Genomic DNA, 12,840 nt, shown 5'->3' with positions numbered 1-12,840 from the left:
TATGACAATAAAGAGTCAAACAGATAAAGTTTTTGGAGTAGTTAATCATGCTTGCCATAAGATTGGTCGTTCACCAGAGTCTGTATCTGTGATTGCAGTGACAAAATATGTTGATCATAAAGTGGCTAGCCAGCTTGTTGAAGCTGGCGTTCGCCATATTGGAGAAAATCGTGTTGATCAATTTTTAGAAAAATATGAGGCCCTAAAGGCTAATGATAATGAACTGACCTGGCATCTCATAGGTAGTCTACAACGGAGAAAAGTGAAAGATGTTATCAATTTAGTTGACTATTTTCATGCGCTTGATTCGATTAAACTAGCACAAGAAATTCAAAAACGAGCTCAACATAAAATAAAGTGTTTCTTACAGGTTAATATTTCTGGTGAAACAACCAAACATGGTTTTTCAATAGAGGAATTAGAAGACGCGTTACCTGAATTAGAGCAATGTGATCATATTGAAATTGTAGGTTTGATGACGATGGCACCTTTTGGAGCTAACGAGACAACATTAGTGAATATTTTTAGACAAACAAAACTATTACAGGAAACGCTAAGAGATAGAAGGATAAAGAATATGCCAATGACTGAACTTAGTATGGGGATGTCAAGTGACTATCAACTTGCTATTCAAGAAGGTGCTACATTTGTGCGCGTTGGAACGGCATTCTTTAACTAAATAGGAGGATATATGGGACTGAAGGATAAAATTAATAGTTTCATTTCTTATTTTGATACTGATGAAGTATCTGATACAGAAGAAGTTGAGACTTCTGAATATCAAGAAACAGCTAGACCAGTAGCACCCGTGCAACCAGTACCTTACCGTCAGGAATCGCAACGGGTAACAGCAAAAGAACAAATACATTTGAAAGCTGTTACCGAAAGTGGACCTAGTTTAGCTCAACAACGGGAACATATGGCTCAGAATGCTCCAATTTCTGAAAAATCTAAAATTGCGATTAAATACCCAAGACAGTATGAAGATGCTCCAGAAATTGTTAATCTTTTGATTGAGAATGAGAGTGTCTTGATTGATTTTCAATATATGTTAGATGCGCCTGCACGTCGTTGTCTTGATTTTCTTAGTGGAGCGAGCTCTGTTCTTTTTGGAAATTTGCAAAAAGTTAGTTCTTCCATGTATCTTTTAACTCCAGCAAATGTTGTTGTCGATATTGAAGATCTTGGCTTGTCAGAACGTGGTCAACATAACGAAGCATCTAGTTTTGATTATGATATGAAGAGACGTTAAACATGTTGAATTATTATATTTTTAGCATCTTATTTAAAGTAATTGAAGTTTATATGATGTTGTTAGGTGTTTATGTCTTATTATCATGGTTTCCCGGTGCCTATCAAACAAGATTAGGATATTGGGTTGCTTATTTTGTTGAACCGTTATTGAAGCCTTTTAGGAAACTTAAATTGCATTTTGGGATATTTGATGTTACTGTTTTAGTAGCATTTGTAGCTCTACAGTTTCTTCGATATTTATTGATGCAATTATATATCATGGTATTCACATTATGGTAAAAGGCGATAGGGTAGTTTACCAACATTTTCGTCCAGATGAACAAACTTTTATTGAAAAATGCTTAGATTTGATTGAACAAGTTGAGGCAACCTATACTTTTCAAGTGACAGAATTCCTTAATCCTAGGCAGGTTGCTATTTTACTTAGTTTGGTCAATCAAACAGGGCTATCTTGTTATGCTTCTTCAGATTATTATGACACAGAGTATGCAAGAGTTTTAATCTCTCCAGATTATTATGTTTTGAATTTGGAAGATTTTGAAATTAGTTTGTTAGAATTTTCTTATAATACTAAATTTAATCATTTAACTCATAGGCAGATTTTGGGAACACTCATTAATCATCTTGGTATTAAACGTAGTATTTTTGGTGATATCTTAATAGCTGAGGGAAAAGTTCAAATTTTAGTTGAAACCAATATGGCATCTTATTTTAGTCAAAATATAGGAAAAATTGGTAAAATTTCAGTCTCTCTAAAGGAAAAAAATCTTAATTTTTTGCTTCCTAGAATGGTTCATAAACAAGAGAAAGATATTTTAGTTACTAGTTGGCGAGCAGATGTCCTTATTTCAGAGATTTTGAATTTATCTCGAAGCAATGCAGTGAAATTGATAGAAAAAGATAATGTTAAGCTTAATTATGCCAGTCTTGGAAAAGTTTCACAAGACTTAGAAGTTGGTGATTTGCTAAGTATTAGAGGCTACGGACGTTATGAGATTGCCCGAGAAAATGGCCTAAGTAAATCTGGTAAAATTAAACTTACAATTGAAAAAATAACAGAATAATGAGGAGAAACTAATGGCTTTAACGACACTTGACATTAAAGACAAAACGTTTAAAATAAAATTTCGTGGCTATAGCGAAGACGAAGTAAATGACTTCTTAGATATCGTGACAGATGATTATGAGGCTTTAACGCGTATTAATCGCGATCAAGAGTTACGAATCCGTGATTTGGAAGAAAAATTAGCCTATTTTAACGATATGAAAGAATCGTTGATGCAATCTGTATTGCTAGCACAAGAAACAGCAGATAAAGTGAAGGCATCGGCTCAAGCTGAGGCGGCTAATGTTATTAATAAGGCGACTTTCGACTCGCAACATTTGATTGAAGAAGCTAAAACAAAAGCTAATGAAATTTTACGTGATGCGACTGATAATGCCAAACGTGTAGCAGTTGAAACAGAGGAATTGAAACGTCAAAGTCGTCATTTCCATCAACGTCTTTTATCGGCAATGGAAAGTCAAGTGAACCTTGTCAATTCGCCAGAATGGCAGGAACTCTTGCAACCGACAGCAGTTTACCTTCAAAATTCTGATGCTGCATTTAAAGAAGTCGTTGAAAAAGTATTGCAAGAGAATTTTTCAGACACTGATGAGCCTGTTACATTTGACGCAACACGTCAGTTTACTCCAGAAGAAATGGAAGAAATCTATCGTCGTGTAGCAGAGGCAAATATGGAATTGGAAAATGCACAATCAGCACCCAATCCTTTGATTGAAGAAACTATTTTAGAGCCTAATGACCTTGCTTTAGGTGATACTCGAACATTCACTATTAATATTGAAGAATAAGAAAAACACAAGATCTAATGATATTTTTAGCGAGTAGGTGATGGTGTAAGACCTATAATCCCTCATTAGAATCTTATCATTTTCTAGAGTTCTAGCTGAACTAAAGTAAGCTAGGAGGGGTGGTTTCCTTATCAACCAAAGAGGGAAAAGCAGATACTTAGATCATCGTTTTGAGGCTCTGTATCGTTTTTCTGAAAAAAGGTGGTACCACGATTAATCGTCCTTTGAGCGATTTTTTGTGGCATTTTTTATTTGTGGTTTTATCGTTTTAAATGAGTTATTTCTAGAAAGAGAGTTACAATGAAATTAAAAAAAACATTGAATTTGGGGAAAACGGCTTTCCCAATGCGTGCTGGCCTTCCAAACAAAGAACCAGAGTGGCAAAAAGCATGGGATGAAGCGGATATTTATAATAAACGTCAGCAATTAAACGAAGGCAAACCGTCATTTCATTTGCATGATGGCCCTCCGTATGCCAATGGTAATATCCACGTTGGGCATGCGCTTAACAAAATTTCAAAAGATATCATTGTACGGTCAAAATCAATGTCTGGTTTCCGTGCACCTTATGTGCCAGGTTGGGACACACACGGTCTTCCAATTGAGCAAGTGTTAGCTAAACAAGGTGTCAAACGTAAGGAAATGGATTTGGCTGAATACCTTGAAATGTGTCGTGATTATGCTCTTTCTCAAGTAGATAAACAGCGCGATGACTTCAAACGTTTAGGTGTTTCAGCAGACTGGGACAATCCATACATCACTCTAAAACAAGAATACGAAGCAGATCAAATTCGTGTCTTTGGTACGATGGCTGATAAAGGTTATATCTACCGTGGAGCTAAGCCAGTTTACTGGTCATGGTCATCAGAGTCAGCACTTGCTGAGGCTGAGATTGAGTACCATGATATTGACTCTACCTCGCTTTACTATGCCAATAAAGTTAAAGATGGTAAAGGTATTATTGATACAGATACTTACATCGTGGTTTGGACGACAACACCATTTACGGTAACGGCTTCACGTGGTTTAACCATGGGTGCAAATATCAATTACGTGGTTGTAATGCCAGATGGTAGCGACCGTAAATACGTGGTTGCAGAAGCACTTGTTGATACTCTTGCTGCTAAATTTGGCTGGGAAAACTTTGAAATCCTTGAAGTTCGAAAAGGTGCTGATTTTGAGTACATCGTGACGGAACACCCATGGGATACAGAAGTTGATGAGTTGGTTATCCTCGGTGACCACGTGACAACTGACTCTGGTACGGGTATTGTCCATACAGCGCCTGGATTTGGTGAGGATGACTACAATGTTGGTGTGAAATACAATCTTGAAGTAGCTGTGACGGTTGATAGCCGTGGGTCGATGATGGGAAATGCTGGTGCTGATTTTGCAGGGCAGTTCTATGACAAGGTTGTCCCAACAGTTAAAGAAAAATTGGGTGAATTGTTGCTTGCTTCAGAAGTGATTAACCATTCATACCCATTTGACTGGCGTACGAAAAAACCAATCATCTGGCGTGCTGTTCCACAATGGTTTGCCTCAGTGTCTAAATTCCGTCAAGAAATCTTGGATGAAATTGAAAAAACAACCTTCAATCCATCATGGGGTAAAACACGTCTTTACAATATGATCCGTGACCGTGGCGACTGGGTTATCTCTCGTCAGCGTGCTTGGGGAGTACCATTGCCGATTTTCTATGCTGAAGATGGGACACCGATTCTTTCTAAGGAAGTAACAGATCATGTGGCAAATCTCTTTGAAAAGCATGGGTCAATTATCTGGTGGAAATCAGAAGCAAAAGACTTGCTTCCGGAAGGCTTCACACACCCAGGCTCACCAAATGGTCTCTTTGAAAAAGAAACTGACATCATGGATGTTTGGTTCGATTCAGGATCATCTTGGAACGGTGTCATGAATGCTCGTGAGAACCTCTCTTACCCAGCAGACCTATACCTTGAAGGCTCTGATCAATATCGTGGTTGGTTCAACTCATCATTGATTACCTCTGTTGCGGTCAATGGGCATGCACCATACAAGTCAGTCTTGTCACAAGGTTTCGTTCTTGATGGTAAGGGTGAGAAGATGTCTAAATCAAAAGGTAATATTATCTCACCTAACGACGTTGCTAAGCAATATGGTGCTGAAATTCTTCGCCTTTGGGTAACGTCAGTAGATACCGATAACGATGTGCGTGTGTCTATGGATATCCTTGGTCAAGTATCAGAAACTTACCGTAAAATCCGTAACACTCTTCGTTTCTTGATTGCCAATACATCTGACTTTAACCCAGCAACGGATGCTGTTGCCTATGATGAGCTTCGTGCGGTTGACCAATACATGACAGTTAAATTCAACCAATTGGTGGCCGCTATCAAATCAGCTTATGAGTCTTATGATTTTATGGCCATCTACAAAGCCGTTGTCAACTTTATTACCATTGATTTGTCTGCCTTTTATCTCGATTTTGCTAAAGATGTCGTGTACATCGAAGCAACAGACAGCTTGGTTCGCCGTCAAATGCAAACCGTCTTCTATGACATTTTGGTGAAAATCACAAAATTATTGACACCAATCTTGCCTCACACTGCTGAGGAAATCTGGTCTTACCTTGAACATGAAGCAGAAGAATTCGTTCAATTAGCTGAAATGCCAGAGGTTGAAATCTTTGCAAACCAAGAAGCCTTGCTTGAAAACTGGGAAGCCTTTATGACGCTTCGTACACAAGCTCAAAAAGCGCTTGAAGAAGCTCGTAATGAAAAAGTTATTGGTAAATCATTGGAAGCTCACTTGACAATCTATGCATCAGCTGAAGTAAAAGCTCTGCTTGACAACTTGTCTAGTGATGTAGCGCAGCTATTGATTGTATCGCAATTGACAGTGACAGAAGAAGAAGCTCCAGCTGAAGCGACTAGCTTTGAAGGTGTTGCCTTTACCGTTGCTCATGCAGAAGGTGAAGTATGTGACCGTTGCCGCCGTGTAGATACGACAACTGCAGAACGTTCATACCATGTGACAATCTGTGATCACTGTGCGTCAATCGTTGAAGCAAACTTTGCAGAAGCAGTAGCTGAAGGATTTGAAATTAATTGAAAATAGTGACTAGGTTAGGGGAATTTTTGGATACTATCAGTTTGATAATTTTCCAGTTACCAGATATTAGGGAGACTGTCTGATATGGATGTCAAATTTTGAGCTTAATTTTTAAGTTCTCCTTACAGGAAACTATATTACAGGGAAATTTTTCTCGTATGCAAATTGAGTCATTAAGCGACTGGCATTAGACCAGTCGTTCTTTTTTTGATATAATATAGTGTAAAACATTTTGGGGAGTGCTCCCTTTGAGAAAGGATAGCGAGTTTTTCGCTAAAAGAATTATGGATTTAACACAATATATTGCAAGTATCAAAAATTATCCTAAAGAAGGTATTACCTTCCGTGATATTTCGCCACTTATGGCTGATGGAAAGGCTTATAGTTATGCTGTTCGTGAAATTGCACAATATGCTTGTGATCACGATATTGATATGATTGTGGGTCCAGAGGCTCGTGGTTTTATCATTGGATGTCCTGTTGCAGTAGAGCTTGGAATTGGTTTTGCACCAGTTCGTAAACCTGGTAAATTACCACGTGAAGTAGTCTCTGCCGACTATGAAAAGGAGTATGGTGTCGATACTTTAACCATGCATTCAGATGCTATTAAGCCAGGACAACGTGTTCTTATCGTTGATGACCTTTTGGCTACAGGAGGGACTGTCAAAGCGACTATCGAATTGATTGAAAAACTTGGTGGTGTAGTGGCGGGCTGTGCTTTTATTATTGAACTTGATGGTTTAAATGGTCGTGAAGCGATTGGTGACTATGATGTCAAAGTATTGATGAATTTCCCTGGTTAAATTAGTTTTTATTAATTTATTTATCTCAAAAACTTCATCATCTTTTGTGGAACAGATGGTGAAGTTATTTCTTAAATTGGTATTCTAGGTTATTGATTGTTTTTATCATTGCTATAGTTTTAAACTATGGATTTATCAAATAAATTTATATTTGAAACCTATAGTGTCATCTTCTATAATGATATTATGAATGATTTAGAAAGGGAGAGTTTTATTATTTAGTATGATGATTTCTATTGAATTAATGATTTGATAGGTGAATACATGCTCTCAGTTTTTTGAAATGCCAATTACTCTTGATAAAAAATTACCTGCGGTAGATATTTTACGTGCAGAAAATATTTTCATTATGGATGATAAGCGGGCGATTCATCAAGATATTCGTCCGATGGAAGTCTTAATTTTGAATCTTATGCCGACTAAAGAAGCGACAGAAACGCAGTTGCTCCGCCATTTATCCAATACTCCTTTGCAACTTAATGTTGATTTTATTCATATGAAGAGTCATGAATCTAAAAATACTAAGGCTATTCATTTAGAGACTTTTTATAAGACATTTGATGATATCAAAGAGAAATATTATGATGGTTTCATTATTACGGGTGCTCCTGTAGAGACGCTTCCGTTTGAAGAGGTTGATTATTGGACAGAGTTAAGTCAAATTTTTCAATGGAAAGACTCGCATGTTTACTCAACACTTCATTTATGTTGGGGAGCACAGGCGGGGCTCTATTTTCAATATGGAATTGAAAAATGGTTGCGTAAAGATGGTAAACTATCAGGAGTTTTTAGCCAAGATGTCGTTGCTAAAACAAGTCCTTTGATGAGAGGATTTGATGATACTTTTTTAGCTCCACATTCTCGCTATACTGAAGTATTGGAAGAGGATATTAGTCAGATTAAAGAGTTAGATATTTTATCGAAAAGTGACAGCGTTGGTTTATCTCTTCTTGCGAGTAAGGATATGCGCAACGTCTATAGTTTTGGTCATTTAGAATATGACCGTGATACCCTTGCTAAAGAATATAACCGTGATCTGCTAGCAGGAAAAGATATAAGTATTCCTGATAATTATTTTCCGGAAAATAATCCTGAAAAAGCCCCCGTTATGCGTTGGAATTTAGCAGCTTCTACCTTCTTTAGTAACTGGATTAATTATGCTGTTTATCAAGAGACCCCCTATCGTTTGGAAGAATTATCTGATTCAGTAGAGTAATAGGGTGGTATGAGTTAAAAAATAGAAAGGATTGTCCAGTTTTTTGTTGAATTGGATTTGAGAAGAGGATATCTATGATATCCGCTACTCTTCTCTATAACCTTGAATATGAGTTATTTAGAAAATTTTCATTTGGGTAATCTTGTCTTACCATCAGCTCTGCTTTTTCATATTAAAGAATTATTTTCAAATACGGATGAATTTTTAGTTTGGCAATTTTTCTATATGCAAAACACGACAAAGTTAGAAGAAATTGCTCCAAGTCAAATTGCGAATGCTTTGGGCAAAACAGTGACTGAAATCAACCGTTTGATTTCTAATTTAGAAAGAGAAGGGGTCCTTGATGTTAAAACGATAGAATTGGCAGGTGAGGTGGAAGTCATTTTTGATGCTAGTCCGGCTCTGGCGAAACTGGATAACATTTTGAGCATGGCAAAGAAGGATGAAAAAACAGTCCAATATATTGGTCAAGGTGAAGCGATTAAACGTTTAACAGATGATTTAGAGCAAGCTATGGGGATGCTCAATCCTATGATTTTGGAAGATGTTCAAAAATTGGTTTATGAAGACAATACAGACCCGGAACTTATTCGCGAAGCTCTCCGCGAAGCTGTTTTTAATAATAAGACAAATTGGAAGTATATTCAAGCCATTTTGCGAAATTGGCGCAAAGAGGGGATTAGAACGTTACGTCAAGTAGAAGAGCGACGTTTAGAGAGGGAACGTATTAGTCCCGAAAATATTACTGTTTCAGATGATTTTCTGTCAGCAATGAGTATATGGAGTGATTAGAGAATACCATACGGTATTTCTTAAAGTAGGTTCTATGTCTCTAGAAAGCGGAACTTAGTATGAGAAATAGTATAATTTTAATAGAATTTACTCTTAAAGTAAAACATACTAAAGTATAAAAACGGACATTTCAGAGTTTGGAGATGACCGTTTTTTATGTTGTAGTTTATTACAGAGTTTAGTGAGTCGGAGGGTGCTCAATTAATCTGAAAAGCCGTTTTGTGTGGAGAGCTGTTTAAAGAAGAGGCCGGATTGTTTCATGCGGCGTTGGGCATTTTGGCTCAAATCTACTTCTATAAGGCCGTATCGGTTTTTGTAGCTATTGAGCCATGACCAGCAATCAAGCCCGGCCCAAACATGGTAGCCGAGGCAATTAGCCCCTTCTGTAATGGCCTGATGAACGTAGCGCAGGTGGTCTTTGTAAAAATCGATGCGGTATTGGTCATTGATATAGCCTGCTTCGTTACGATAACGATTTTCGTTTTCAACTCCCATACCGTTTTCCGCAATAAAACAAGGGATATTGCCATAGTGATCACGGAGATTGATGAGAATGTCATAGATGCCTTTTTCATAGATTTCCCAACCCCGATAGGGGTTTATTTTTTTGTTTGGCATATCATAGTAATCAAAATAATCATCTGGCATAGGGATATGTGGATTGGTAGGTAATGGGGTTTCCTTAGCTTTGATTCGTCGTGGCTGGTAGTAATTGATGCCTAAGAGGTCAACGGTATGCTGCTGGATAATCGCTAAATCTTTTGGCTGGTAATCAGGAATCATGTTTAAGGCTTTGATAATCTCAACAAGGTCTTTTGGAAAGTGTCCTTTGACAGAGACATCAAGGAAAGAACGATTGAAAAAAGCATCCGCAATCTGAGCTGCTTTGACGTCCTTAGGATTGGAAGGGTCTCTAGGGTAGCTAGGTGTCAGGTTGAGGATGATACCGATTTGTCCGTCGTGCTTTCCTTCGCGGTAGGCTTTTATGGCTAGGCTGCTAGCTAGAGCGGAATGAAAACCAACTTGAATAGCGTGATTCAAATTGACTTCACAAGGGTAATGCCCTTGGTAAAGGTAACCGTATTCGACAGGGACAATGGGTTCATTTTGAGTAAACCAGTAGCGTACGCGGTCACCGAACAGCTCAAAACAGGTTTTAGCATAATGCTCGAAGGCTAAAACAGCGTCACGGTTTAACCAGCCTCCCTTTTCTTGCAGCGCCATGGGTAAATCAAAGTGGTAAAGGTTGATGAAAGGTTCGATATTATTGGCAAGGAGCTCATCGATGTAGTTATTGTAAAAGGCAACTGCATCAGGATTAACCTCACCAGTACCTTTTGGGAATAGTCTGCTCCATTGGATTGATGTTCTAAAGGAGTTATGCCCAGTGGCTTTCAAGAGTTGGATATCTTCTCGGAAGTGCTTGTAAAGTTGAGAGGTCTTGTCTGGTCCAATCCCATTATGGAAACGATGGGGTTCTTGTTGGAACCAGTAGTCCCAGGTGTTATCGCCTTTTCCATCGTCTGGGAAACGGCCTTCGCTCTGAGGACCACTAGTTGCGCTCCCCCAGAAAAAGTGTTTTGGAAAGGTGTAATGTGTCATCTGATTTCCTTTTCATGAGTTGTAACAAAGATCAGCTCTTTAGCTGTGATGAGGTCGTGGTGGTTGAGTGCTGTCATCCTTTTGCCATCCAATGCCACTTGGAGTTGGGCAGGTGATGGCTCTAGCTTGTCATGTAAAATGTGCAAGTCATGCTGCTCCAAGTGCAAAGTAAGGTGGCGAAAGGCTGGTTGCCCAAGCTGATAAGTGGCATTACCTGGGCAAACCGGATAGAATCCTAGACAGGCAAAGAGGTACCAAGCTGCTAGACTGCCGTTGTCTTCATCACCTGGGAAGCCTTGGAAGTTAGGGAGAAAGGCTTCTTGTCGAATGGTTTGAATTAGTTGAGCTGTTCGCTCAGGTGTTTGGCTGAATTGGTATAGGTAGGGTATATGAAAACTTGGTTGATTGGAAATGGCTAATTGGCCAAAGTTAGCTTGTGCCATTTCGCTCATTTCATGGATTTCATAACCATAGTTTTGGCAGTCAAAAAGTGGTTTAGAGCTTAGGACGTCATCTAAGTAATCGGTAAAAGCTTGTTTGCCACCCATGAGCGCAATGAGTCCGTTAATATCGTGTAAGGCTCCTAAAGTCGCCTGAATGGCAGAGCATTCTGCATAATCACAGCCCCAAGCTTTAGGTGAAAATTCCTTTCTAAATTGTCCCTGTCGATTTTTAGAGCGGATATAGCCAGTATTAGGATCGAACAGTTGACGGTAGGATAAGCTAGAACTTTCATAGGCTTGCGCCAGCTCATTTTGTCCAAGAGCCTTAGCTACTTGACCGATACACCAATCACTGTAAGCATAATCTAAGCTGTGGCTGACACTTTCATGATAGTCATTTGGAAGATAACCGAATTGTTGGTAATCTTTGGCACCGTGTCTGCCGTAGCGACGTGTTTGGTCTTCTGTGTGACGAGTGGTTTCCATAGCTTGTAGCAGTTGAGGCAGGAGATGTTTGCCGATACCCTTGCTAGCAGCGTCAGCAATGACACCATCTACCAGAGTTCCAGGCATAATTCCTCTTTCATCTGGTGACAACCATTTGGGGAGAAAGCCTGTATCTTGATAATGGTTCAAAATACCTTCTAAAAAATGTTGGTATTGGTCTGGATAAAGGAGACTGTAAAAAGGATAGGTTGTCCGAAACGTATCCCAGTAGCCGTTATTGGTGTAGTATCTACCCGGTTTGACCTGACCAGATTTGGTATCAAAATGAAGAACGTCACCATTCTCTGTGATTTCATGGAAGGTTTGTGGATAAAGTAGGGTACGGTAAAGGCAATGGTAAAAGAAAGCTTTCTGCTCAGAAGGCTCCTTGTCGTGAATAGTAATGCGGTTTAAGTGCTGTTCCCAAATGGTACTAGCTTGGCTAAGTGTCGTGTCAAAATCTCCGATAAGTCTTGCCTGATAGAGAGACTGCTCGGCACTAATATAGGATGTGGCTAAGGTCATTTCGAGCTGAGAACAGTGAAAATTAAGGCGAATATGTCCATCATGGCAATCTATCAAACACTTAGAAACAACTTGTCCTTGCTGTAATGAGTACCAGTCTTTTATTGGTTCGGAAAAGAGTAAATCCATATAAAAGCTGAAGTACGTAGCTTGTGTCTCTGTCGCATTGTGCAAAGTAATGTGAATGTGCTTGTCATTGCAATAGGTATAAGTCGCTTGATCTGGTGCAAACAAGACAAGGCTCACAGGCATCTCTGTATCACTAGTAAAGCGGCAACTAGCTCCATAACAAGTGGGGGTAAGTTCACTAGTAACTTGGTAACGGGTAGAATGCACCTTGAGGTAGTCAGGTCGGAAGTTAGCCGTGTTTAATTGGTAGCTGGATTGACGATGAAACAGGCTTGATTGGCTTAGGGGACCGGTCACAGGAGTGATAAGAAAAGTCGCAAAGTCTCCCAACCATGGACTTGGCTGGTGTGTCAGTCGAATGCCTTGATAAATAGGTTCATAGGGATTGAAAAACCAGTTGCCTTGTTGATCGGTCGTTTGTAGGCAGAAGGCATTCATTCCCCACGGCACAGCGGTTAAAGGGAGGCAATTGCCGTTAGAGTAGGAATGAGAATTATAAGTGCCCAATCGGGTATCAATCTGAGAAGTAGTGGTCATAAGATCTCCTTTGTTTGTAGGATTATCAAGAAAATCCCTTTATTGCCTAACGGTTTAAAAGGGTCGTCTCATTGCGGACTAGACAATCGCTTAGTTTCATTATAGT

The 12,840-nt window shown here is 39.0% G+C and carries 11 protein-coding genes; 9 read left to right on the top strand and 2 right to left on the bottom strand.

Translation table 11 applies throughout. The features are described from left to right. Position 1 precedes the first annotated feature (1 nt). From GZ996_RS06850 to GZ996_RS06810, 9 genes are all read left to right on the top strand, one after another. The gene (locus GZ996_RS06850; RefSeq protein WP_156805355.1) at positions 2-679 is read left to right on the top strand and encodes a YggS family pyridoxal phosphate-dependent enzyme; all 678 of its coding nucleotides are present in this window, start codon (positions 2-4) and stop codon (positions 677-679) included. A 12-nt stretch (positions 680-691) separates the two neighbouring features. Then, positions 692-1,252, top strand: a complete 561-nt coding sequence (locus GZ996_RS06845; RefSeq protein ID WP_156805354.1) for a cell division protein SepF — start codon at positions 692-694, stop codon at positions 1,250-1,252. A 2-nt stretch (positions 1,253-1,254) separates the two neighbouring features. Beyond that, on the top strand, positions 1,255-1,533 hold the full coding sequence (locus GZ996_RS06840; protein ID WP_156805353.1) for a YggT family protein: 279 nt from the start codon (positions 1,255-1,257) through the stop codon (positions 1,531-1,533). Next, positions 1,527-2,318, top strand: coding sequence for a YlmH family RNA-binding protein (locus GZ996_RS06835; RefSeq protein WP_162011667.1), 792 nt, complete (start codon positions 1,527-1,529; stop codon positions 2,316-2,318). The genes GZ996_RS06840 and GZ996_RS06835 overlap by 7 nt, the downstream gene beginning before the upstream one ends. 13 nt (positions 2,319-2,331) lie before the next feature. After that, entirely contained in the window at positions 2,332-3,108 is a 777-nt protein-coding gene (locus GZ996_RS06830; RefSeq protein WP_156805351.1) for a DivIVA domain-containing protein, read from the top strand. 300 nt (positions 3,109-3,408) lie between these two features. Beyond that, positions 3,409-6,201, top strand: coding sequence for an isoleucine--tRNA ligase (gene ileS, locus GZ996_RS06825; protein WP_162011666.1), 2,793 nt, complete (start codon positions 3,409-3,411; stop codon positions 6,199-6,201). A 284-nt stretch (positions 6,202-6,485) separates the two neighbouring features. Further along, on the top strand, positions 6,486-7,004 hold the full coding sequence (locus tag GZ996_RS06820) for an adenine phosphoribosyltransferase (RefSeq protein WP_156805349.1): 519 nt from the start codon (positions 6,486-6,488) through the stop codon (positions 7,002-7,004). Positions 7,005-7,287: 283 nt separating this feature from the next. Beyond that, on the top strand, positions 7,288-8,220 hold the full coding sequence (gene metA, locus GZ996_RS06815; protein ID WP_156805520.1) for a homoserine O-acetyltransferase MetA: 933 nt from the start codon (positions 7,288-7,290) through the stop codon (positions 8,218-8,220). Between the two features lie 108 nt (positions 8,221-8,328). Beyond that, a complete protein-coding gene (locus GZ996_RS06810) occupies positions 8,329-9,012 on the top strand; it encodes a DnaD domain-containing protein (RefSeq protein ID WP_162011665.1) in 684 nt (227 codons plus the stop codon). Positions 9,013-9,213: 201 nt separating this feature from the next. Here GZ996_RS06810 and GZ996_RS06805 read toward each other — a convergent pair whose 3' ends face one another. Continuing rightward, complete coding sequence (locus GZ996_RS06805) at positions 9,214-10,614, bottom strand: glycoside hydrolase family 1 protein (RefSeq protein WP_162011664.1); 1,401 nt, start codon at positions 10,612-10,614, stop codon at positions 9,214-9,216. Continuing rightward, a complete protein-coding gene (locus tag GZ996_RS06800; protein WP_156805346.1) occupies positions 10,611-12,734 on the bottom strand; it encodes a GH92 family glycosyl hydrolase in 2,124 nt (707 codons plus the stop codon). Before GZ996_RS06800 ends, GZ996_RS06805 begins: the two co-directional genes overlap by 4 nt. Between the last annotated feature and the right edge of the window lie 106 nt (positions 12,735-12,840).

It is taken from the genome of Streptococcus sp. S784/96/1, assembly GCF_902729355.1.
In the GTDB taxonomy this organism is placed as follows: domain Bacteria; phylum Bacillota; class Bacilli; order Lactobacillales; family Streptococcaceae; genus Streptococcus; species Streptococcus caledonicus.
The sequence above is the reverse complement of the archived record's forward strand: the minus strand, read 5'-3'. Positions and strand labels throughout refer to the sequence as shown.

Excerpts from the sequence above, each read along its gene's own strand:
- GZ996_RS06850 (WP_156805355.1), top strand. The coding sequence starts at position 2 with ATGACAATAAAGAGTCAAACAGATAAAGTTTTTGGAGTAGTTAATCAT.
- GZ996_RS06845 (WP_156805354.1), top strand. The coding sequence starts at position 692 with ATGGGACTGAAGGATAAAATTAATAGTTTCATTTCTTATTTTGATACT.
- GZ996_RS06840 (WP_156805353.1), top strand. The coding sequence starts at position 1,255 with ATGTTGAATTATTATATTTTTAGCATCTTATTTAAAGTAATTGAAGTT.
- GZ996_RS06835 (WP_162011667.1), top strand. The coding sequence starts at position 1,527 with ATGGTAAAAGGCGATAGGGTAGTTTACCAACATTTTCGTCCAGATGAA.
- GZ996_RS06830 (WP_156805351.1), top strand. The coding sequence starts at position 2,332 with ATGGCTTTAACGACACTTGACATTAAAGACAAAACGTTTAAAATAAAA.
- ileS (WP_162011666.1), top strand. The coding sequence starts at position 3,409 with ATGAAATTAAAAAAAACATTGAATTTGGGGAAAACGGCTTTCCCAATG.
- GZ996_RS06820 (WP_156805349.1), top strand. The coding sequence starts at position 6,486 with ATGGATTTAACACAATATATTGCAAGTATCAAAAATTATCCTAAAGAA.
- metA (WP_156805520.1), top strand. The coding sequence starts at position 7,288 with ATGCCAATTACTCTTGATAAAAAATTACCTGCGGTAGATATTTTACGT.
- GZ996_RS06810 (WP_162011665.1), top strand. The coding sequence starts at position 8,329 with ATGAGTTATTTAGAAAATTTTCATTTGGGTAATCTTGTCTTACCATCA.
- GZ996_RS06805 (WP_162011664.1), bottom strand. The coding sequence starts at position 10,614 with ATGACACATTACACCTTTCCAAAACACTTTTTCTGGGGGAGCGCAACT.
- GZ996_RS06800 (WP_156805346.1), bottom strand. The coding sequence starts at position 12,734 with ATGACCACTACTTCTCAGATTGATACCCGATTGGGCACTTATAATTCT.